This window comes from Altererythrobacter ishigakiensis (assembly GCF_001663155.1).
Lineage (GTDB): Bacteria > Pseudomonadota > Alphaproteobacteria > Sphingomonadales > Sphingomonadaceae > Erythrobacter > Erythrobacter ishigakiensis.
In genome coordinates this window covers 1,502,478-1,523,967 of the sequence record NZ_CP015963.1, presented here as the reverse complement: position 1 = coordinate 1,523,967, position 21,490 = coordinate 1,502,478, and the positions used below count along the sequence as shown (strand labels likewise).

Annotated in this window: 25 protein-coding genes; 8 read left to right on the top strand and 17 right to left on the bottom strand. The window is 58.4% G+C overall.

Going from position 1 to position 21,490, the window contains the following annotated elements; translation table 11 throughout:
• Positions 1 to 8: 8 nt before the first annotated feature.
• The 4 genes from dnaN to A6F69_RS07220 all read right to left on the bottom strand — a co-directional run bounded on the left by dnaN (position 9) and on the right by A6F69_RS07220 (position 3,852).
• Positions 9 to 1,136, bottom strand: a complete 1,128-nt coding sequence (gene dnaN, locus A6F69_RS07235) for a DNA polymerase III subunit beta (protein WP_067599250.1) — start codon at positions 1,134 to 1,136, stop codon at positions 9 to 11.
• Between the two features lie 161 nt (positions 1,137 to 1,297).
• Positions 1,298 to 2,059, bottom strand: a complete 762-nt coding sequence (fabG, locus tag A6F69_RS07230) for a 3-oxoacyl-[acyl-carrier-protein] reductase (protein WP_067599247.1) — start codon at positions 2,057 to 2,059, stop codon at positions 1,298 to 1,300.
• On the bottom strand, positions 2,059 to 2,997 hold the full coding sequence (fabD, locus tag A6F69_RS07225; RefSeq protein ID WP_067599245.1) for an ACP S-malonyltransferase: 939 nt from the start codon (positions 2,995 to 2,997) through the stop codon (positions 2,059 to 2,061). The genes fabG and fabD overlap by 1 nt, the downstream gene beginning before the upstream one ends.
• Before the next feature lie 24 nt (positions 2,998 to 3,021).
• Entirely contained in the window at positions 3,022 to 3,852 is an 831-nt protein-coding gene (locus A6F69_RS07220) for an LD-carboxypeptidase (protein WP_067602731.1), read from the bottom strand.
• Positions 3,853 to 3,905: 53 nt separating this feature from the next.
• Here A6F69_RS07220 and A6F69_RS07215 point away from each other — a divergent pair, with 53 nt between their 5' ends.
• Positions 3,906 to 5,342, top strand: coding sequence for a glutamate ligase domain-containing protein (locus A6F69_RS07215; RefSeq protein ID WP_067599242.1), 1,437 nt, complete (start codon positions 3,906 to 3,908; stop codon positions 5,340 to 5,342).
• Between the two features lie 10 nt (positions 5,343 to 5,352).
• Positions 5,353 to 6,879: a class I adenylate-forming enzyme family protein gene (locus A6F69_RS07210; protein WP_067599240.1), complete on the top strand. Its 1,527-nt coding sequence runs from the start codon at positions 5,353 to 5,355 to the stop codon at positions 6,877 to 6,879.
• Positions 6,880 to 7,009: 130 nt separating this feature from the next.
• On the opposite strand, the gene A6F69_RS07205 is transcribed toward A6F69_RS07210, so the two are convergent.
• The 3 genes from A6F69_RS07205 to A6F69_RS07195 form a co-directional block, all read right to left on the bottom strand.
• Positions 7,010 to 7,486 carry a DUF3592 domain-containing protein gene (locus A6F69_RS07205; protein ID WP_067599238.1) on the bottom strand — a complete coding sequence of 159 codons (477 nt, stop codon included), beginning with the start codon at positions 7,484 to 7,486 and terminating at the stop codon, positions 7,010 to 7,012.
• A 244-nt stretch (positions 7,487 to 7,730) separates the two neighbouring features.
• On the bottom strand, positions 7,731 to 8,381 hold the full coding sequence (locus A6F69_RS07200) for a glutathione S-transferase family protein (RefSeq protein WP_067599235.1): 651 nt from the start codon (positions 8,379 to 8,381) through the stop codon (positions 7,731 to 7,733).
• A 10-nt stretch (positions 8,382 to 8,391) separates the two neighbouring features.
• A complete protein-coding gene (locus A6F69_RS07195; RefSeq protein ID WP_144573644.1) occupies positions 8,392 to 9,345 on the bottom strand; it encodes a DUF808 domain-containing protein in 954 nt (317 codons plus the stop codon).
• A 201-nt stretch (positions 9,346 to 9,546) separates the two neighbouring features.
• Here A6F69_RS07195 and rpsF point away from each other — a divergent pair, with 201 nt between their 5' ends.
• The 5 genes from rpsF to A6F69_RS07170 all read left to right on the top strand — a co-directional run bounded on the left by rpsF (position 9,547) and on the right by A6F69_RS07170 (position 13,149).
• A complete protein-coding gene (gene rpsF, locus A6F69_RS07190) occupies positions 9,547 to 9,912 on the top strand; it encodes a 30S ribosomal protein S6 (RefSeq protein ID WP_067599230.1) in 366 nt (121 codons plus the stop codon).
• On the top strand, positions 9,912 to 10,136 hold the full coding sequence (rpsR, locus tag A6F69_RS07185; protein ID WP_067599228.1) for a 30S ribosomal protein S18: 225 nt from the start codon (positions 9,912 to 9,914) through the stop codon (positions 10,134 to 10,136). Before rpsF ends, rpsR begins: the two co-directional genes overlap by 1 nt.
• Before the next feature lie 13 nt (positions 10,137 to 10,149).
• The gene (gene rplI / locus A6F69_RS07180; protein WP_067599225.1) at positions 10,150 to 10,809 is read left to right on the top strand and encodes a 50S ribosomal protein L9; all 660 of its coding nucleotides are present in this window, start codon (positions 10,150 to 10,152) and stop codon (positions 10,807 to 10,809) included.
• A 124-nt stretch (positions 10,810 to 10,933) separates the two neighbouring features.
• A complete protein-coding gene (locus A6F69_RS07175; RefSeq protein ID WP_067599221.1) occupies positions 10,934 to 12,382 on the top strand; it encodes an AMP nucleosidase in 1,449 nt (482 codons plus the stop codon).
• Positions 12,379 to 13,149, top strand: a complete 771-nt coding sequence (locus A6F69_RS07170; RefSeq protein ID WP_067599218.1) for an SDR family NAD(P)-dependent oxidoreductase — start codon at positions 12,379 to 12,381, stop codon at positions 13,147 to 13,149. The genes A6F69_RS07175 and A6F69_RS07170 overlap by 4 nt, the downstream gene beginning before the upstream one ends.
• A gap of 41 nt (positions 13,150 to 13,190) precedes the next feature.
• On the opposite strand, the gene A6F69_RS07165 is transcribed toward A6F69_RS07170, so the two are convergent.
• From A6F69_RS07165 to A6F69_RS07150, 4 genes are all read right to left on the bottom strand, one after another.
• Positions 13,191 to 13,736: a DUF4287 domain-containing protein gene (locus tag A6F69_RS07165; protein WP_067602728.1), complete on the bottom strand. Its 546-nt coding sequence runs from the start codon at positions 13,734 to 13,736 to the stop codon at positions 13,191 to 13,193.
• 147 nt (positions 13,737 to 13,883) lie between these two features.
• On the bottom strand, positions 13,884 to 14,789 hold the full coding sequence (gene rimK / locus A6F69_RS07160) for a 30S ribosomal protein S6--L-glutamate ligase (RefSeq protein ID WP_067599215.1): 906 nt from the start codon (positions 14,787 to 14,789) through the stop codon (positions 13,884 to 13,886).
• Between the two features lie 6 nt (positions 14,790 to 14,795).
• Positions 14,796 to 15,266 carry an ATP-dependent zinc protease family protein gene (locus tag A6F69_RS07155; protein WP_067599213.1) on the bottom strand — a complete coding sequence of 157 codons (471 nt, stop codon included), beginning with the start codon at positions 15,264 to 15,266 and terminating at the stop codon, positions 14,796 to 14,798.
• Complete coding sequence (locus tag A6F69_RS07150; protein ID WP_067599210.1) at positions 15,267 to 16,289, bottom strand: YncE family protein; 1,023 nt, start codon at positions 16,287 to 16,289, stop codon at positions 15,267 to 15,269.
• 314 nt (positions 16,290 to 16,603) lie between these two features.
• Between A6F69_RS07150 and A6F69_RS07145 the strand changes: the two genes are divergently transcribed.
• Complete coding sequence (locus A6F69_RS07145; protein ID WP_083984848.1) at positions 16,604 to 17,164, top strand: phosphoribosyl-AMP cyclohydrolase; 561 nt, start codon at positions 16,604 to 16,606, stop codon at positions 17,162 to 17,164.
• A gap of 79 nt (positions 17,165 to 17,243) precedes the next feature.
• Here A6F69_RS07145 and A6F69_RS07140 read toward each other — a convergent pair whose 3' ends face one another.
• From A6F69_RS07140 to A6F69_RS07115, 6 genes are read right to left on the bottom strand one after another with little or no spacing between them, the layout of a single operon-like run.
• A complete protein-coding gene (locus A6F69_RS07140) occupies positions 17,244 to 17,759 on the bottom strand; it encodes a hypothetical protein (RefSeq protein WP_067599207.1) in 516 nt (171 codons plus the stop codon).
• Positions 17,756 to 18,508, bottom strand: a complete 753-nt coding sequence (locus tag A6F69_RS07135) for an alpha/beta fold hydrolase (RefSeq protein ID WP_067599204.1) — start codon at positions 18,506 to 18,508, stop codon at positions 17,756 to 17,758. Before A6F69_RS07135 ends, A6F69_RS07140 begins: the two co-directional genes overlap by 4 nt.
• Positions 18,505 to 18,957, bottom strand: coding sequence for a GFA family protein (locus A6F69_RS07130; RefSeq protein WP_067599201.1), 453 nt, complete (start codon positions 18,955 to 18,957; stop codon positions 18,505 to 18,507). The genes A6F69_RS07135 and A6F69_RS07130 overlap by 4 nt, the downstream gene beginning before the upstream one ends.
• Entirely contained in the window at positions 18,954 to 19,604 is a 651-nt protein-coding gene (locus A6F69_RS07125) for a 2-hydroxychromene-2-carboxylate isomerase (RefSeq protein WP_067599197.1), read from the bottom strand. The genes A6F69_RS07130 and A6F69_RS07125 overlap by 4 nt, the downstream gene beginning before the upstream one ends.
• A 39-nt stretch (positions 19,605 to 19,643) precedes the next feature.
• Positions 19,644 to 20,432, bottom strand: coding sequence for an arginine deiminase family protein (locus A6F69_RS07120; RefSeq protein WP_245638204.1), 789 nt, complete (start codon positions 20,430 to 20,432; stop codon positions 19,644 to 19,646).
• A gap of 2 nt (positions 20,433 to 20,434) precedes the next feature.
• The gene (locus tag A6F69_RS07115; protein ID WP_067599191.1) at positions 20,435 to 21,460 is read right to left on the bottom strand and encodes an aspartate-semialdehyde dehydrogenase; all 1,026 of its coding nucleotides are present in this window, start codon (positions 21,458 to 21,460) and stop codon (positions 20,435 to 20,437) included.
• Between the last annotated feature and the right edge of the window lie 30 nt (positions 21,461 to 21,490).

Here is a 21,490-nt window from a genome sequence, read left to right as displayed (position 1 = left end):
TTCCAATGCTATACGCGCATCGGCATCAATACATAGAGCGCAGGCGATTTGTCATCCTTACGGATCAACGTGGGCGCCCCGGCATCGGCCAGATGCAGTTCAACCGTGTCGCTATCAATCTGGCTGAGAATATCTTTCAGATAATTCGCGTTGAAGCCGATCTCGATGCCTTCAGAGCTGTAGTCCGCTGCGAGCTCTTCCGCAGCAGTGCCATTGTCTGGCGACGTGACTGACAGGGTAACCTTGTCCGCATCCAGGCTCATCTTAACGGCCCGCGTCTTCTCCGTAGCGATTGTCGCCACACGATCGACACCTTCGAAAAAACTCTTCGGATCAAGCTTCAACAGCTTGTCGTTACCCGTGGGGATAACCCGGCTGTAATCAGGGAAGGTCCCGTCGATCAGCTTGCTGGTCAGGACAACGCCGCCTTCGCCGCCCAGCGTGAAGCGGATCTTGCTGGCCGAAAGATCGATCTGGACGTTTCCGTCCATCGCCTCTTCCAGCAGCTTGCGCAGTTCAGCCACCGTTTTGCGTGGCACGATCACGTCAGGCATGCCTTCCGCGCCATCGGGGCGCGAGATAGTGAAACGAGCCAGACGGTGGCCGTCGGTCGCGGCGGCCTTAAGCACAGGCTGATCATCGTCAGTCACATGCAAGAAGATGCCATTGAGGTAATAGCGGGTTTCTTCAGTCGAAATCGCAAACCGGGTGCGATCGATCAGCTCGGCCAGCTGTTTCGCCGGAATTTCAAAGCTGGTCGGCAAATCGCCTTCGACGATCACCGGGAAATCATCGCGCGGCAAGGTCGGCAGCTTGAACCGACTGCGTCCGGCCTTGATGTCCATGCGGTTGTCGGCAGTTTCCAGGCTTACCTGGCTGCCTTCAGGCAGCTTGCGAGCAATATCGAACAGAAGGTGCGCGGATACCGTGATCGCGCCCGGGCTTTCAACTGATGCAGCCGCCATGTTCTCGACAACCTGCAGATCAAGGTCGGTTGCCATCACCTTGACCGTACCGCCATCAGCGGCCTCGATCAGAACGTTGGACAAGATCGGTATGGTGTTGCGGCGCTCCACCACCGATTGAACGTGAGACAGGCAGCGCAGCAACGTTGCGCGTTCGATTGTGGCCTTCATAGGTCCTACTCAATCCTCATTTGTGCGCGCCGGAATCGCACTCCGGCACCGGTAAACCGTAGGTGACTGTAGCGCACGCAGCAAAGGCGGCAAGTTCGCGCGCTTTCGCAGCGCGATTCTTTGGGGAAAAGAAGGGAAAATCTTCCCGTTTTGCGATTTTCTTATCCCAACATCGCCATGCCTCCGTTCACGTGCATGGTTTCGCCAGTGATGTAGCCAGCCTCCCGGCTGGAAAGGAACGCCACTGCCGCGCCGATATCTTCGCCTTCACCCATGCGGCCCATAGGGATGCGCGCATTTAGCGCGTCTTTCTGCGCGTCCGGCAATTGGTCGGTCATGGCGGTGCGGATAAAGCCCGGCGCGATGCAATTGGCGGTGATGCCGCGGCTTGCGACTTCTTGCGCGAAGCTCTTGGTCATACCAACGATGCCCGCCTTAGCAGCAGCATAGTTCATCTGACCCGGGTTACCTGTTGCGCCGACGACGCTGGTGATCGAGATGATCCGGCCAAAGCGGTTCTTCATCATCGGGCGCGCAGAGGCACGCATCAGGCGGAAGGTCGATTCGAGGTTGATGCGGATCACATCATCCCATTCTTCGTCCTTCATTCGCAGGGCCAGATTATCGCGCGTGATCCCTGCGTTATTTACCAGAATATCGATCCCGCCCAGCGTGTCGAGCGTGGCCGGGATCAGTTCCTCTACCTGTGTGCTGTCAGACAGGTTGCAGGTAATCTCTACATGCTCGCCATTGTCATGCTCATACTCGTCATTGAGTTGATCGCGAAAAGCGCGAAGCTTGGCTGCATTTGATCCTGAGATCGCCAGCCGTGCACCTTGGCTAGCCAGTGCCTTGCAGATCGCCGAACCTATTCCGCCGCTAGCGCCTGTTACCAGCGCATTCATGCCATTGAGTGAGAACATCAGGCGATCTCCTTCGCAAAATTCTCGATATCTTCCATAGTGATAAGGCTGACAGTTGAGGCTTCCTTGTCAATCCGGCCAACCATTGGGCCCAGCACTTTTCCGCCCAATTCGACGAATTGCTCTACGCCATCTGCGCGCATCGCCAGCACGCTTTCGCGCCAGCGCACGCGGCCTGTGACCTGTTCGACCAGCAGCTGCTGTTCTATAGCAGGATCGCTAACCTTTGCGGCTGTAACGTTGGCAAAAACAGGCAGTGTGAATTCGCCCGGAGGTGTCACTGCCAGTGCCTCTGCCATGCGGTCTGCGGCCGGCTGCATCAGAGAGCAGTGGAATGGTGCAGAGACCGGCAGCGCAATCCCGCGCTTGATGCCGTGCTCTTTGGTTAGCACAATCGCGCGGTCGATGGCACCTTTATGGCCACTTATAACAACCTGTGTCGGGTCATTGTCATTCGCGACTTCGCAAACTTCACCGTCAGCCGCAGCTTCGGCCAAGGCAGTGGCCTTATCGATATCCGCGCCCAGTAGAGCCGCCATTGCGCCCTGACCCACAGGTACGGCTGCCTGCATCGCCTGCCCGCGCAATTTCAGCAACCGCGCAGTGTCCGCCAACGAAAATGCACCAACCGCGCATAGCGCTGAATATTCGCCGAGGGAGTGGCCGGCAACGCAAGCGCCCTTCTCGGCCAGAGATACGCCGAATTCGCGTTCAAGCACGCGCAAGGTGGCAATGGCATTGGCCATGATCGCAGGCTGCGCGTTCTCCGTCAGGGTAAGCTGATTTTCGGGGCCTTCACGCATGATCGCGGAAAGCTTTTGCGACAGCGCCTCATCTACCTCTTCGAAAACCTCGCGCGCAGCGGCGCTGGCTTCAGCAAGATCTGCACCCATGCCAACCTTCTGGCTGCCCTGCCCCGGAAAAATGAATGCTCTCATCAATGTCTCCTCTTGAGGCGCCGGTTAGTCGCCAGTCGGCGGACTCGCAAGGCCGAATGGCACAATCCGGTTCTCCGCTGTATGGCCAATCTGCGCCCGTCCAAGATATGGGATACCCGCTCTCGCGCACCAGAATTTCGCAATATCTTCAGCCTCTTGCCCGAATTCGCGATCATTCTCGGGAACGGCGGTTACGCTGCCCAGTCTGAACCCGGCAATGCGCGGCAAGGCATTGGCAATGTGGAAAAACAACCGGTCAACCGAATAGAGGTGCTCGCTCACTTCCTCGACCATCACGACATGCCCGTCGAGTTTCGGCATCAGCGGCGTCCCGATGATCATCGCAAGCGTAATCAGGTTAAAAGCAACCGCGGGAGTTTGCCCATCAAGGCTAGGCTCCAGCCCGCTGCCATCGCCCGAAAACCAGCGCAACACGCGCCGAACCGCCTCACGGCCTGTCTCGCTGCGAGCGCTTACCGGCATGGAACCGTGGACTGGTTGGCCTATGCCGTGCCGATAAAAGGCAGCCAGCAGATATCCCATGTCCGAAAAGCCAACATAGGTCTTTGCTCTGGCAGCCTCATTCATGCGGGCAACCGCTGCCTCGGCAATGCGGTTCGAGCCATAGCCACCCTTGGCAAACCACACAGCGTCATATTGCGGGTCATTGGCCAGTTCGACCAAGGCTTCGAGCCGCTCGATATCTGCTCCCGCGAAATGCCCGGCGCCAAGAAAGCACTGATCGTGAAAATGGATCGAATGCTGCGGGAATTCGTCCGCCACCAGTGCCTCGGCCGCTTCAGCATGATCGCGGGTTATCGCAGTGGCAGGGGCGCAAACAGCAATTCTGGTCATCTTGCTACTGTGCCCGCTTGTCTTGCTGCGCACAACTCAATACCGCACCGCGCATGAGTGAATTCCCCACCTATGATGAATTGTTGCAGCGCCCGTTCTTCTTCTGCGGGATTGGCGGGTCAGGCATGCTTCCGCTGGCGCAAATCCTGGCCGGGCAAGGCGCGCAGGTTTCTGGCTCGGACCGCAGCCGCGATCAGGGCCGCACGCCTGAGAAATTCGCCGCGCTCGAGGCGCAAGGTTTCAAGCTCTTCTCGCAAGACGGCAGCGGGATCACTTCGAAAGACCAGATCCTGGTCGCTTCCGCCGCTGTGGAAGACACTGTGCCTGAAATGGTGCGCGCGAAAGAGCTGGGCTGCCTGAAGCTGACGCGGGCCGAGCTCAATTCGATCCTGTTCAACACCAGCGGCGCAGGGATCGCGATTGCGGGGACCAGCGGCAAATCGACCGTCACTGGCATGCTGGGCTGGATCATGCAATTCGCCGGGCGCGAACCGACGATCATGAATGGCGCAGTGATGAAGAACTTCGTTACTGAAGATCACCCGATCGCCAGCGCGGTTGTGGGCGGGCGCAGCATCTATGTCAGCGAAGTCGACGAAAGCGACGGCTCCATCGCGCTTTATCGCCCGGCTGTCGGCGTGCTCCTCAACGTCTCGCTCGACCACAAGAGCATGGACGAATTGCGTGTGCTGTTCGGCGAGTATCTCGCGCGCAGCCGAATTGCCGCAATCAACGCCGACGATGCAGAGGCGCTGGCGCTATTACCGGCAGCGCAGCAGGCGATAACTTTCGGGGTCGAGCAGGAGAAAGCGCAAATCGGCATCGTGCCGGGCAGCATCGCCGATGGCCCGATCCGGCAGGCCGGAGTGGTGATCGATCGTCACGATGGCAGCGAGCATCCGGTGGTGCTCAACATGCCGGGGCGGCACAATCTCTCCAATGCGCTCGCGGCGATTGCAGGCGCGGCCTGCGCGGGCGTTCCGGTTGCTGTAGCGGTTGAAGCTCTCGCGAGCTTTGCGGGATTGGCGCGGCGTTTTGACATCATCGGTACGTCCCCCACCGGTGTGACCGTTATCGATGACTTTGGCCACAATCCGGAGAAATGCGCCGCGACCTTGCGCACGCTCAAATCGTCCCCCGGGCGCGTGATCGCGTTCTTCCAGCCGCATGGCTACGGTCCGCTCAAACAGATGGGCAAGGAACTGGCCGAGACTTTCGCGCGCGAACTGGACGCAGACGACATCACGATCATGTGTGACCCGGTCTATTTCGGCGGCACAGTCGATCGCAGCGAAGGGACCGAACGGATCATCGCGATGATTGAGGATGCTGGCGGCACGGCCGAGCATATCGCTGACCGTGAAGATTGCGGCGCGCGGATTGTCGAACTGGCTCAGCCCGGCGACCGCATCGCAGTGATGGGCGCACGCGACGACACGCTGACGACATTCGCAAAATCGATCATGGAGCGGATCAGCACGCGCAGCTAAACCTGCGAGCATGACCCCGCGCGATTTCTCACTTGATACGCTGTTCCGCGCCAACGCGCTGCGGCTCGCGAACCACGAAGCAACCGTCGATAACAGCCAGCGGCTTACCTACGCTGAGCTTGATGCCCGGGTCGATAATCTGGCGAGTTGGCTTCTCGCTAAAGGCATCGTCGCGGGCGACCGGATCGCTCTGCTGCTGACCGATGGCGCGCCTTTTGTCACCACACTGCTTGCTTGCGGGCGTATCGGCGCGATTGCGGTGCTGCTGAACTGGCGGCTCGCCCCCGGTGAGATCGCATGGATCATGGGCAATGCCGAACCGAGCATGACCTTCGCCAATCCGCGCTTCAAGCATCTACTAAGCGAAAGCGAGGCAGGCGAAGTGGTGCTGGTGGATGAGCAACACGACGACGAAGGCGCGTTTGAAAGCGTAGTCGCCCATGACCAACCGCGCCAAACACAGCCGGACCTGAGGCCTGATCGCCCACTATACATGATGTACACCAGTGGCACGACGGGGCGTCCCAAGGGATGCCTGCAAGCCTCCAGCGCGGTTGCAACTTCCGCGCTGGGAATGTGCACACGCCGCGGATGGACGCATCGCGAGCGTTTGCTCTCGGTAAACCCGCTTTTCCACGTTGTCGGCATGCAGCAAGTCGCCGCAATGATCGCGTGCGGCGGCACGATGGTGTTCGCCGGGCGTGACGACGACGCGGCAGCCATGCTGGACCTGCTCCACCGCGAGGAATGCACCACCACCAGCGCGTTTCCGCAGATCCTGTTGCCGTGGTGCAGTATGGAGCCATTGCGCGACGGCGCGATCCCGCTGACCAACTACACCGGCGGCGCTGGCCCGGGCTTTGTTCCGCTTTACGAATTCCTTGAAGACGAGTGGGATTGCCAGGTCGTCGGCGGTTATGGCCAGACCGAGATTTGCGGATTTGCCACCGCGATCGACTATCCCGACATGTGTGCCCACCCCCGCTCAATCGGCTGGGCCATGCCGCATGTCGAATTCACAATTCTCGATTCGGACGGCAATCGGCTGGCGCCCGGCGAGGAAGGCGAGATTTGCATGCGCGGGCCGACAGTGATGCTCGGATACTGGCGCAACGCGGAAGCGACCGAGGCTGCGCTCGGCCATGGCTGGCTGCGCAGCGGCGATCTGGGCAAGATGGACGAACATGGGCTGGTCTATCTGCTTGGCCGGTCAAAGGAACTGATCAAGACCGGCGGCGAGAATGTCTATCCGGCAGAGGTCGATGCGGTGTTCCAAGCGATGGATGAAGTCGCCGATGCCGGGTGCTGCGGCGTGCCTGACGCGCAATGGGGCGAAGCAGTGAAGGCATTCGTCGTGCTGAAGCCGGGCGAGACGATCAGCCGCGAGGAAATCACCGCGCGCTTCAAAGACCAGATCGCCGGGTACAAACGCCCGCGCTATATCGAGTTCGTCGATCAGCTGCCGCGCGATATGCTGGGCAAATTACAGCGCTTGGAGCTTAGCCAGCGCCCGGTTACGCCCGATCAGGCGGCTTAGTTCCGTTGTTGTGAGTTAGGGCTAGAATTAGCCCTATCCAACGAAAAGAGGGCTTTCGGCTAACGAACCATTGCAGAGTTCATCGCGATCCTAGCGAACGACTGCTTCGGTACCTTCCTGCTGCCTCGAACTAGATCGCAGAGAGGATAAGCGCCGCCGACCCAAACATCATCGCGGCAACCAGCAGAATCGATTTCCAGCCGGGGACGTCCAGATAGGATTTCTGCGGATTATGGCGATCAAAATAGACCCTGACCCTTGCGCCCCCCAGCCTCTCGATTCCCCGGAACTGAAGTTTCAGCAGGGCGCGCAGATTGTGGCTGACTCTGACGTACCATGGGTTCAACTGATCATTCTCGAAGCGAACACCGTCAACGGTGTAGCTGTACCGAACTTTAGCTGAATATTCGCGTTCATCGACTGAAATCGCGCCAATTCCGGCGTTTTTGATACCTTCCTCGTGCAATTCACCAACTACGCCGGGCCACTGACTGAGACGGATCATACGTACAGAAACGATCATTCCCATCAGAACGAAGTACCCCGCGGCTGCCAAAAGGATAGCATCCCGGTCGCCTGCGAATAAATTCTCCAAGAATGTGGTCATGCGGCTTGGCTAGCATAAAGTATCTGTTTTTAAAGTAGAAAAATTGCCGCCGAGAGGACTATCCAAGCTGCTCGTTCCAGCATTGCCTAGATAAGCCGGAGGCGCTTCTTAGCTAGTACATCGCCGAACTGAGCAAAATCGGCACCGTCAAAACGATCGCTGGCTATCAGCATGTAGAGCTAGGCCCGCCACACCCCAATTGCAGACGCTTTACCAAACTCAAGGACAGGCTGAAATCAGCAGTTCAGCTCTGACTGCCTTCCAGCGCCTTTCGTCCCTCTTCTTCGCGGGCAAAGGCGCGTTGGTAGGCATCGCGTGAGGTGAGCCGGTCGCGATAGGCCTTCAGACTGTCGGGCACGCCTTCGTCCAGCCCGACACTCTTCGCCAGGATCAGCGCGTATCCGCAGCAGATGTCTGCCACGGTGAAACGATCAGCGCACAAATACTCGCGCCCATCCAACCTCTGTTCCAGCTTCACCAGCCGCTTCCAGAACCATTTGGCATAGGCCTCCCCCGCCTCGGCCCAGCCCTTGTCCTTTTCGAAAATGGCAAAGCGCATGAAGACCGTCTGCGGGAAAGTGATTGTTGCGTCCGCGTGATAGGTGAAATCGCAGTATTGCGCGTAGTCAGGCTCGCCCGGCGCGATGACCAGATCACTCGGCCCGTCCTTGCTCGCCAGATAATGTGCAATCGCGCAGCTCTCCGTCATCTGCGCGTCACCATCCACCAACAGCGGGACAGTGCCGAGCGGATTGATCTCGAGATACTCAGGCGCAAGATAGCGCGGCGGGAACGGCAGAATTTTCAGGTCTATATCAACGCCGGCTTCTTCTGCGGCCCATGTCGCGCGAAGCCCGCGGGATCGCGCGCATGTGTAAAGTGTCGGTTTGCTCATGCGAGCTTCTTTAGTGCGCTTCGTCGCTTCCGAAACCCAGCACTTTGTGCAGGAGCACGGCGATGATCGCGCCCAGGATCAACCCGAAGATCGCAGACAGGCCAGCATAGGTCAGCCATCCGAACACGCCGCCTAGCGCGCCGGTCACGCCAGTCACCGCGTGCTCGGCACCATGCGCAAGGTCCGACAGCAAATGGAAGCCTACCTCATGCGTGCCATGAAGGATGATCCCTCCACCGACCCACAGCATGGCGATGGTTCCGATGAAGGAAAGGAGCACCAGCAGTTTCGGCATGGCCTGAAGCAGGAAATAGCCGAATGTCAGGCCAAAACCGCTCTTGCGTTCAACCAGTTTCAACCCGATGTCGTCCATCTTCACGATCAAGGCGACGGTCCCATAGACGGCAACAGTGATCGCGATACCGACCAGCGCCAGCGCCGCCGCACGGACCCAGAAGCTGTCAGAAATAGTCGCGATTTCGTTCAAGGATATCGCCATGATCTCCGCCGACAGAATCAGGTCGGTACGGATCGCGCCATTGATGCGTTTCTGTTCGAACTCTGCCGGATCGGTGATCGGGTCGTCCAGCGTCTTGCCGTGCTTCTCCCCGCCCAGCTTTTCCATTATCTTTTCCGCGCCCTCGTAGCACAGGAAACCGCCGCCGAGCATCAGCAGGAAGATGATCGCTTGCGGCAGAAACCAGCTGAGCGCCAATGCGCCGGGCAGCAAAATCAGTATCTTGTTCTTCAGACTGCCCTTGGTGATGCTCCAGATAATCGGCAGCTCACGTTTGGGGCTAAGCCCGGTGACATAGCTTGGCGTCACGGCCGCATCGTCAATCACAACGCCGGCGGCTTTCGTGCCAGCCTTGCTTGCCGCGATGCTGACGTCGTCTATTGAAGCGGCCGCTGCGCGCGCGATGATCGAAACATCGTCGAGCAAAGCCATCAAACCACCTGGCACTAAACGCCTCCCAAATTGCGATTCCTGTCTGCACTGCCCGCGCTTTTTCACCTTCGCAAGGCTTGCATTAGCGGCGAAAACCGTTATGTGCGCGCAACCCTTGCGTCGGAACCGCCGTCGCTATGGGATTGAAGAGAGCCGGAGGGGCCCCGTGATCGGTACGGATCAGCCAGCGATCGGCATAGAGTGAAAGGAAGCAAGATGGCTCTCTATGAGCATATCTTCCTCGCGCGTCAGGACCTGAGCCAGGCTCAAGTCGATGCGCTGGCGGCCACGGCGACCGAAATCGTCGAGAAGAACGAAGGCAAGGTGACCAAGACTGAAACTTGGGGCCTTAAGTCTCTCGCTTACAAGATTGACCGCAACCGCAAGGCACATTTCGTGCTGCTCAACATCGATGCCCCTGGCAGCGTTGTTGAAGAGCTGGAGCGTCAAACCCGCATCAACGAAGACGTGATCCGTTACATGACGATCCGTGTGGACGAGCATGAAGATGGCCCGTCTGTCATGATGCGCAAGAATGACCGCGACCGCAAACGTCGCTCTGACCGTGAGGAGCGCGACTAATGGCACGCCCTTTCTTCCGCCGCCGCAAGTCTTGCCCGTTCGCTGGCAAGAACGCGCCGAAAATCGATTACAAAGACACTCGTCTGCTGCAGGGCTTCATGTCCGAGCGTGGCAAGATTGTCCCAAGCCGCATCACCGCCGTCAGCGCGAAGAAGCAGCGTGAGCTCGCCAAGGCGATCAAGCGCGCGCGCCACATCGGCCTGCTGCCTTACATCGTGAAGTAAGAGGAGAGAGAACATGGATATCATTCTCCTCGAACGTATCGAGAAGCTGGGCACGATCGGTGACGTTGTCACTGTAAAAGACGGTTACGCACGCAACTTCCTGCTGCCGCAGAAGAAGGCGCTGCGCGCTAACGAAGCCAACAAGAAGGTCTTCGAAGCGAACCGTGAACGCCTTGAGAAGGAAAACGCTGAGAAGCGAAGCGAAGCTGAAAAGCTGGGCGAAAAGGTTGCCGGTGCAGAAGTCGTTCTGATCCGTGCCTCTTCAAACGCCGGTCAGCTTTACGGCTCAGTCAACGTGCGTGACATGGTTGCGGGTCTTACCGCGCAGGGCCACGAGATTGACAAGAAGCAGGTTATCATGGGCGCGCCGATCAAGACGATCGGCATGCACGATGTAACCGTTGCTCTGCACCCTGAAGTTCACGTCACTGTGAAGGCAAACGTTGCACGTTCAGACGACGAAGCCGAGCTTCAGAGCCAGGGCGTGGACGTTCTTGCTCAGCTCTTCGAGGAAGAGCAGAAAGAGATCGAAGAAGCTGCCGCAGACACGCGCATCGACAATGCAGGTCTTGAGCCGGGCGAAATCCCAGCTGACATGCTGGAAGATGCAGCGGTCGAGAACATCGAAGCCGCGGCCGCCGAAACAGAAGAAGAAAAAGAGGACGGAGCCTGATCGGGTTTCGTTTCTTGACGCAAAGGGGCGCGGCCGAAAGGTCGCGCCTTTTTTGTAAGAAGGGCAGACTGTTCTATGCTGGCCTGTCCTTGAAACGAAAAACAATAACAATAAGGATGAATGTATGACCCCAATTTCGCAGATTCTTGAACAATTGCAGCAGACCTATGACGAAGCGGTTTCGACGCTTCGCAAAGACGTTATCGCTTTCGGACGTGACGGCACGGTGCCGCCACAACGCAAGCGCGAAGATGGCAGCTATGCTTATCCTCAACTCACACTGCATTATTCGGGAAAAAGCGAAATCAAGGACAGGAGCCGCGCGTTCGGGCGGCTTGAGGTTCCCGGGACATATACGACCACAATTACGCGACCCGATCTGTTCGCCAGTTTTCTGACCGAGCAACTCGAACTGATCGCATCGGAATATGAAATCGAGGTAGAAGTCGGCAAGTCGCGTCAGGAAATCCCGTTTCCGTACGTGCTGGACGGTGAAGCGGGCGCGGCCATGATCGGCATCGCACCTCAGGATATCGCGCAATACTTCCCTTCAACCGACCTTTCGCTTATCGGAGACGAGCTGGCCGACGGGATCGAGTTCCACGAAGATGAAGCCATGCCGCTGTCACTGTTTGACGGGCTGCGCACCGACTATTCGCTTGCGCGCCTGGCGCACTATACCGGCACACGAGTGGAGGATTTTCAGGACTTCATCCTGTTCACCAACTACCACCGCTACGTCGACGAATTCGTCAATTGGGGCGCGCAGCAAATCTGCGACAAGGGCGATGGCAGCGGATATGTGGCGCTCAAGGGTGCTGCCGGACTCGACATCGACGAATGCACTGACAATGCACAGGCGCAGCTCAACGATACCGCTTGGCGCAAGCACCAGATGCCCGCCTATCACCTGATCCGCGAAGACGGCAAAGGGATTACGCTGGTCAACATCGGCGTCGGACCATCGAACGCGAAGACGATCTGCGATCACTTGGCCGTGCTGCGTCCGCATGCATGGATGATGATTGGTCACTGCGGCGGCGTCCGCTCAAGCCAGAAGATCGGCGATTTCGTGCTTGCCCACGCATACCTGCGCGATGACCACGTGCTGGACAATGTGTTGCCTCCTGAAATCCCGATCCCGCCGATTGCCGAAGTACAACAAGCTCTGGCCGCCGCTGCGGGTGAGGTTTCTGGCGTTCAAGGCGCCAACATCAAGCAACGCATGCGTACGGGCACAGTTGTCACAACCGATGACCGCAATTGGGAGCTGCACTATTCCAGCTCTGCCAAGCGCTTCTCACAAAGCCGCGCGATTGCAGTCGAGATGGAAAGCGCCACCATCGCGGCGCAGGGGTATCGCTTCCGTGTGCCCTACGGCACGCTGCTGTGTGTGTCTGACAAGCCGCTGCACGGCGAGATCAAGCTGCCGGGTCAAGCCAACAAGTTCTATGAAGAAGCGATTGCGGCGCACCTGCAGATCGGGCTGGAGGCGTGCAAACGTCTGCGCGATGAAGGCGACCGCTTGCATAGCCGCAAACTTCGCGCCTTTAACGAGCCACCGTTCCGGTGAGTGGTTTACCGGACCGTTCGCGATCAATCGCAGGCCGTGTGGCTATCGTCACCGGTGCTGCCAGCGGCATGGGCCGCGCTACCGCGAAGCTGTTCGCGGCGGAGGGCGCGATGGTTGCTGTCACCGATCTTGATCAGGCCGCTTGCGAGGCCGTGGCGCGCGAATGCGGGCTCAATGCGCGGCCCTATGCGCTCGACGTATCCGATCACGAGGCAATCAAGCGTGTCGTCGCGCAAGTGGCCGAGGACTTCGGCGGGATCGACATCCTCGTCAACAACGCCGGCGTGTCGAGCTTCTGCGCGCTGGATGACGAAGCCTATGACGATATCTGGGCGCGTGCCCTGTCTGTGATGCTCACAGCGCAGCAGCGCATGGTGCGCGCCGCCCTGCCCCATCTGCGCCAGAGCGATGCCGCACGGATCGTCAATATCGCCAGCACCGAGGGATTGGGCGCCACGCCCGGTGATACTCCTTATGTCGCGGCCAAAACCGGTGTAACCGGCCTGACCCGTGGGATGGCGGTCGATCTTGGACCTGAAGGTATCACAGTGAACTGCATCTGCCCCGGCCCGATCCGCACCGCGATGACCGACAAGGTGCCTGAAGAGCATAAGGAGATCTTCGCCAAGCGCCGCACCGCGCTGAAGCGCTATGGCGAGCCTGAAGAGGTCGCGCACATTACACTGTCACTGGTGCTGCCTGCGGCGAGCTATATTACCGGCGCAGTGATCCCGGTCGATGGCGGGCTGATGGCGCGAAATGCGTAGGGTCTGAAACTGGGGTAGGAAGCGGACATTGGCTAGGGCATCTAGCCTGATCTGGAATAGGCTTCCTTGACCCAGCCCTTGGCCTCTTCATCGAAGTCAGAGACTGCCTCCAGACGGACCCTGTGACTGCACATGGCGTTGTAGGTTTCCAACCTCGCGGTCGGCTCTTCCCCTCTGAGCGCCACCCCCAAGTCAATTCGTGTCTTGGTGGCTGGAGTAATCAAGGCAAACTGCTTCTTTCTACGAAGACTGACGCTCGTCTTCTTGGGAGCGATCTCAACATCGGAACCGAGCGACTGAGCGAACTTCACAATGTCTTCGTAAAGGGGACGCAGCGCCTCTTTGGGTCCCGCATATTGAGCGGCGACTAGATCGACTTCCTCGCCCGTTTCGCGCGCCTTTGCCGCGATCAGGTTGGCGAAGCCGTGTGTTACACCGTGTTCTTCCTTGAGTAGCTTGAGGATGGTTCCGTGTTTTTCCAAACCACTCTTCGCGATAATCGCAATCCAATCCGACAGCGGCTTCCCTGTTATTTCAGGAATGTTCGCCATCATGGTGGCTAATTGGTCTTCTGGTGAACTCCCCATTGTCCGATCTCCCGTGTGACGTCTTGCTCCTTGCCGCAGGACCATTGTGCCACGGAAGTAAAGTATTTGCGAGATGGGGCGATTGGGCGCTTGTGAGACGGCCTGCCTAAACGCAGAGAGGGCGCCTTCTGGGTCGTCAGCAGACCCTCATCCCTTCCCCTTTGTCTTGGTCTTTCCGACCTTGGCGTTGTCTTCCATGAACTTGATGATCATCCCGGCGATATCCTTGCCGGTCGCTTTCTCGATCCCTTCGAGGCCCGGCGAACTGTTCACTTCCATGATTACCGGCCCGTGATTTGACCGCAGCATATCAACGCCGCAGACGTTCAGGCCCATGCGCCGTGCCGCGCCCACGGCCGTCGCGCGTTCGGCAGGCGTGATCTTCACGATCTCTGCACTGCCGCCGCGGTGCAGATTCGAGCGAAAATCGTCCGCCGCACCGGTGCGCTTCATCGCCGCGACAACCTTGCCCCCGACAACAAGCGCGCGGATATCGGTGCCTCCCGCTTCCTTGATGAATTCCTGCACCAGAATATTCACATTTGCGCCGCGAAACGCTTCGATCACGGACTTTGCGCTCGACATTGTTTCCGCCAGAACAACGCCGATGCCCTGTGTCCCTTCCAGCAGCTTGATTACGACCGGCGGGCCGTTGACCGCCTTGATGATCTCTTCAGCCTGCTTGGGGTCATTTGCATAGGCCGTAAGCGGCAGGCCCAGTCCATGCTTGGCAAGGATCTGCATACTACGCAGCTTGTCGCGGCTGCGACCGATCGCGACGCTTTCGTTCAGCGGCCAGCAGCCGCGCATCTCGAACTGGCGCAGGATTGAAAGACCATAGTTGGTGATCGATGCGCCGATACGCGGGATCACTGCATCATATCCTACCGCAGGCTTGCCTTCATAGAATACCTGAGGGCGGTGGCTTGCGATGTGGACTGTGCATCGCAAGGTGTTGAGAATGTCGATCTCGTGCCCGCGCTCCTTGGCCGCCTCAACCAGGCGTTGATGCGAGTAGAGTTTCGGATTGCGCGCCAGCATGGCGATTTTCATGTGAATTTATCCTCTGCTTTTCAGCAATTTGCGTTCATGTGCGGATGATCGGAGGTAGGATCGGCCTGAATCGACAAGGAAACGCCTGCGCAGCGCAGTGCGCCCGATCAGGATGGGGAATTTCATATCAGACCTGTCAGCCAGACTGAATTCGGCCCGAAAGGTTTGATCGCCCAATGTCAAAGCAGTCTTGATGATAAACCGTTCCTGCCCTTCCCCATTCGAACTGGTAATGATGCGTTTGTCAGCGCGGGGAACCTCGCAGGTGACAGGCTGGCTGCGCCCTTCACCCAGATCGAGCAGGAAACGTACCCATCGCTGTCCATCGCGATCAAATCGTTCGATTTCCGTAGCATGGAGTGATGACGTGCGCGCGCCTGTGTCAATCTTGGCAGGGATGCGAACATCGACCAGGTCAGGCAAGCTGACCAGTTCGCGCCATCCGACAATTGAAGGCTCAGTCCGCGCAGTGGCCACTCAATAAGTCTCCAGGATGGCCAAGCCATCTCCGCCGTCCCCTACGCCGATGCGACGCAGCACGCTCCCCGTCTCGAAATCGACCTCTGCAATGGTGTCGCTGGCCGTCTCTGCCACATAGATACGCTCTCCGTCGTTTGACCAAAGAATGGTCACCTGAAAGCGATCTTCGGCCTCATCGGGACTGGACACCGAAATCTGTCGAACGACTGCGCGTTTGGAGAGGTCGATCACAGACAGACCGCCGTCCATCAGGTCAGACGTCACTGCGAAGTCCCCTTGCGGGCGGATCGCAAGGCGCAGGGGGAATGCACCGGTCTTCAACGTGGTGCGGACTTCCATGGTTTGCGGATCAAGCTCATAGGCTTCGTTCGAACCGCGCGCAGAAACCCACAGAGATGACCCATCGGGCGACAAAGCTATCCCTTCAGGCTCTTCTCCTACAGTGACTGACAGCGGTGCACGGCGTGTCCGCAGGTCGATCCTTGTAACGGTCTTCGAACCGAGATCCGTAGTCCAGGCATGTCGCGCATCGGGGGCCACGACCAGCATGTGGGTGCCAAGTTTGCCCGAAGCATACTCGAATCTTTCCGCTTTACCCAGCGGGTCGCGTATCCAGAATATCGACTGCCGCCCCTCTGCTGTCGAATAGAGATCGCCGTTCGCATGCCACACGATCCCGTGCGGGCGGGCATTCTCGCCCAAATCAATACTGCGGACCTTCTCCAGCGTATCGGTCAGAAAAACATCGACTGTAGTGCCCCCGTAGCATGCCAGCGCGACATGCTGCCCATCAGGCGAGGTCGCCAGCTCGTGCGGATTGGTGCAGCTATCAAGCCGCAGCACTTCCTCACCATTGGCCAAATCGACCTTCGACAGCGTATTTCCGAACTTATTGGCGACGAAAAGCGTACCTGACGCAGGAGCTGCCGTATCGATGGATCTGGCGGCCGTGCCACCCTCAACCGGCGAGCAGCCTGCAATCACCAAAGCGATGCAGAGGGTATGGAGCTTTGTCTTCATTACAATTCTCTCAATTTGGTCCAGCCGTTACGGAATGGTGGGTCCCTACAGCATTTGCCCCACCCATCCCAAGCGCTTTCGCCGGGCAAACGGCAATTGCGAGAAAATCGCAATAAGCATGGAACCAACCAAAGGATACACAGTTACAAATGCACGGGCCGGGCCCCTCTGGCGTGCAACCTGAAAATGCACGTGATGTCGGACCGTATCGACTGAGGTCGAGTGGGGTCCGGTGTGTGACCCCCTTAAAGACCACTGTCGGTGATGATCATCATTTCCCCATGTGGGGGCAGAAATTCTTTTTGGAGATTAAAATGCGCAAGATTGTAATGGTACCTGCGATTGCAGCGGCTAGCCTTACGGTTGCAGGTTGTGGTGGCGAAGCAGCTACCGATGCAACTTCAGACGTTGCACCAATCACAGCTGAAGAAGTGGCCGCAGCGCAGCAAGGCTGGGGCGAAGGCATCGTCAACATCGGCAAGGTTTACAGTGAAGGCGGCGACTTTGCTGCCGCCGCGACTGACCACATCAACACCTTCTACGCCTATGAAGATGGCAACGAAATTCTCTTCAAGCCAACGCTGGCAGCTGAAGACCAGTTCCGCGGCACCTTTGACGAAGCCCTGAGCTACTTCATCGGCACAGAGGGCACGGAAGATGGCGGTTTCGCAATCGCACCTTACACAGCCGTGCGTTGGGAAAACGAAGGCACCATCATCGACGAAGATAGCGCGATGGCGATGGGCAATTACTACTTCACCAACACCGAAGGCAATGAAACCAAGGTTGAGTACACCTTTGGTTACACCCGTAACGAAGCGGGCGAACTGGTGATCAACCTGCACCACTCATCGCTGCCCTTCAGCGCGGAGTAAACGCTTATCAGCGAGCCTGCCCCTAGGGCAGGAGTTTGGCCCCCGTCGCGCAAAGATGCGGCGGGGGTCTTATTTTGCTTCAACTCTTGGGACGAGTAACAAGCCGGGTACAAAGAGCGGCGATCACTCCGAAAAAGGTAACATAGAACGCAGCGAACTTGATCGGCTGAGCCGTCGCCGCCGTTGCCGCCATCCAGTCGACACCTTCGTCGCGCAGCATCTGGATGAACTGCAGGATCGTTTCCAGATAGTCGCTGATCAGGAAGACTATTGCAGCAGCCGCGACAGATCCGCCCAGAATTCGAACCAGTCTATTGCCCGACTGATAGAAGCTGCGCCCGGCAACGAAACTTCCCCAGCCGTAAACCGCAATAAAAACAAAGTCCGCGATCATTCCGTAGATGACAGCATTGCGCAGACCATTGGCGCGCCAATCTGCCTGGATGGTATTGACCATTTCCGCCGTACCCGCAGCCTGGTGATCGACGATATTGTATTGGCTCGCATCGCCGGCAAGCATGCCCAGAACGATAAATACCCCGAAGATTCCGAGGCCTGCAAGCCACAGCCTAAGCGGGGTCTTTTCCTCCGTCACGTATTCTCTCCAAGCCAGCGCGCAATTGCATCGCCCATTTCAGGCTTGGTCGCGCTCATCAGATGGTTGCCCGGCGTTTCGACGAATGTTGCGTCGGGCAACAGCTGTGCCAGTTCATCTGCCGATCCATTGTCGCGATCTTCATCGCCGCACACGACCAATGTAGGCATGGTGACACTGGCCAGCATGGAGAGGTCCATGTCCGGCATCGTGTCGAGCAATAGACGGGCTGCGACTCTGTCCACGCCTTGAGACTTCAGGAACTGCCGCGAGTACCATGCCGGGTCATCCGCGTTCATGGTGTCGAATTCGTCGATCACACGCTTGAAAAAGGCGGAGCGCTTGTTCCACTCGCCCAGCCCTGCGGTCCCCATGCCGCCCACAATCAGTCGCGACGGATTGAGGACGCCGTGTGCAACAGCATGCAGCGATGTACGCGCGCCAAGCGAGAATCCGCCAAGCACATAGTCGTCCAATTCCAGATGCTGGATCAGCGCCGCGACATCGCGCACGAGCACGTTTTGCGGATAGCTGTCCGGATCGGTCGGGCTTTCGCTTTCTCCATGCACGCGGAAATCGAGCATAATTGCTTCAAAGCCCGCCTCGGCGATCTTTGCGTCGTGCCCCCATTTGATCCAGTTCATCTCGGCACTGGAGAAAAGGCCGTGCAGGAGGACAACCGGCGCTCCCTCACCTGTGCGGTGGATCGCCAGCCTGGTGCCGTCAAAGCTTTCGAAATAGTCCGTCATTCTTCGCCCTTGCCACTCCAAAGCAATTCCCATTCTTCTGGCGAAGTCGGCTGCGTTTCCCAAGCCGGCAAATCGGGATCGAGATCAAGCCAAGGCTGCTTGCGGCTGGTCCAGACTTGACCGGTCAGTACGAGTGCGGAGGTGTCATCAAGTGTCCCCGCCTTGATCGTCACCTTGCCCGGCCTGCTCTTGCCTTCGTGATAGATCCGGCTGCCGCAACTGGGACAAAAGTAGCAATCGGTCTGAGCGCCGCTGTCTGCGGTCTTGGTGTAGCAGCCTAGCTCCCCATCAACGGTCAAATCCGTCGCATCCATAGGCAGAGAAATGCCGAACGCGCTTGAGGATTGCTTCTGGCAATCGAGGCAGTGGCAGGCGTATCCCTTGGGTTCGGCCACGGCACGATAGGTCACGGCACCGCATTGGCAACCACCAGTCAGAGTGGCGGTCATCGCTTGGCCAGCCCCTTCTGCTCCATGCGCCACTTGGCCATCTCTACCCGGTCCTGTCCGAAGAATGGTTCGCCTTCGAACACCAGTGTCGGCACGCCCCAATGACCGCCAGCTTCAAGCGCCTTTTCATTAGCGGCGATTTCTGCATCGAGTTCTTCGGCCTGGGCAGAAACTTCCGCGTCAAGCTCTGCCAGGTCCAGGCCCGCGCGCGCCACAGCCTGTGCCATGTGCGCGCCTTCGTGCCAGTCATCGGTGTTGCCTGACCAGATGATCTTCGAAACCTCATCAGCGAATGCAAGGCCCTTGCCCCGATTCGCCGCGGCCTGACCCATGCGGGTGAGGCGGTAGATGTAGGGCTGTTCCGCCGCAATCTCGCGCGTCGCCAGGTTCTGGACAATCGGATCTGGCCGAGGCCAGCGATAGGGAATGCCCAGCATCTGAGCCGAGCGTGCGGCATCCATAAAGATATATCGCCCTGCCAGCGGCGTGCCGGTAAACAGGATGTCCGGGTCGCGGATGGCGATCGGATAGACCGGCCTTAGCGTGATATCGACATTGTGCGTTTCGGAAAGGTCGCGGTACCGCCCGATGGCCAGGTAGCTGTAAGGCGAGCGGAAGCTGAAGAAAAGATCGGCTGCAAGTGTCATGCGGCGCACGCTAGCCGCGAATGGCATTCCTCGCCAGCCTTAGCTTGCGACGGCCAGCCACCTCAGCGACATGCAAGACAGCCCCGCATCAATCTTGGCGATCTCGGAGATGGGCAGCGCCAGCGTTTCTACGCCGCGGTTCTCAATCATTTCACGAGTCTTGGGAAATCCTTCACCGATCAGCACTGTATCGCGGATACGCAGGATATTGGCGGCTGCTTCTTCGCCAGCGGGGAGAATCATGCGCTCCAGGGCACCGAACATCTCAGCATCATCAAGCGCGGCTGAGATTGCGACGGTCTCTTCGTCGATCAGCCCGCAGCCCGTCTTGAAATGCAGGACGCCGGGCGGCGTGGTGACTACCCTGCCCTTGCGCCCCAGCTCAGCCAGAGCCGCGATAAGAGCGTTCGCGCCCGCTGCATCTGTCCGTTCGGACAAGCCAATCAGCACTTCATCCGGCGTAGTGAGAACATCGCCGCCATCGACATATCCATTGCGGAGTTTCAGCACCCGCTCAAAGCGCGCTTCGAGTTCCGGCGCGATCTCAGCCACTTCACCTGCCCGCGTGGGTGCGCCGGGACGAAGCAGGATCGCCCCTTCGCTGAACACAAGCGCCGGGTCTTCGACAAAGATCGAGTCCGGATAGTCTTCAAGCGCGGGAAGCTCGTCGACCTCAAGCCCGAGCTTTCTCAACGTGGCGATATATGACTCATACTCGCGCTTAACTGCATCGTAGGAAGGCCCGGCATGATCCCCGTCACGCAGCCCGTCGGTCACCGAAGTTGCCGGTTCGCGGACAAGCGCATGCGTGAAATCAAAAGCGCTCAAACTCAGCCCTTTTTCAGATGCGTACGGCCCAGCAGCTCTGCAATCTGTACCGCATTCAGCGCGGCGCCTTTGCGTAGATTGTCAGAAACGCACCAGATGGTCAGGCCGTTTTCGACTGTCGGGTCTTCGCGAACGCGACTGACATAGGTTGCGCCGTCGCCCGCACATTCGACCGGCGTGACGTAGCCTCCATCCTCGCGCTTATCGACCAGCATGATGCCGGGCGCTTCGCGCAGGATCTCCATTGCCTGGTCCGCGCTGATTTCGTTCTCAAATTCGATATTGATCGCTTCGGAGTGGCCAACGAACACCGGCACCCGCACGCATGTGGCATTCAGTTTGATCTTGGGGTCCAGAATCTTCTTGGTCTCGACCACCATCTTCCATTCTTCCTTGGTCGATCCATCGTCCAGGAAGCTGTCTATATGCGGGATCACGTTGAAGGCGATCTGCTTGGTGAATTTTTCCGCTTCAATCGGGTCACCAACAAAGATTGCGCGGCTCTGGCTGAACAGCTCGTCCATGCCCGCCTTGCCTGCACCCGATACGGATTGGTATGTCGATACAACCACGCGCTTGATCGTCGCCGCATCGTGAAGCGGCTTCAATGCCACCACCATCTGCGCGGTCGAGCAATTTGGGTTCGCGATGATGTTGCGCTTGGAATAGTCGTCGATCGCTTCAGGATTAACCTCCGGCACGATCAGCGGAACGTCAGGCTCCATCCGGTAGAGCGAGCTGTTGTCGATGACCACACAACCTGCCGCCGCTGCCTTGGGCGCATACTCTTTCGCCGGCCCACTGCCGGCAGCGAACAGAGCGATGTCCCAGCCTGCCCAGTCGAAATGTTCGATATTGCGGCACTTGAGCATCTTGCCGGTGTCGCCAAATTCCACCTCAGTCCCGTGCGAGCGCGATGAAGCAACCGCTGCGACTTCGTCACAAGGAAACTCCCGCTCGGCAAGGATCTGCATCATTTCACGCCCGACATTTCCGGTCGCTCCAACAACGGCCACACGATAACCCAATTACATTCTCCGTCGCATAAAATTGCTTGC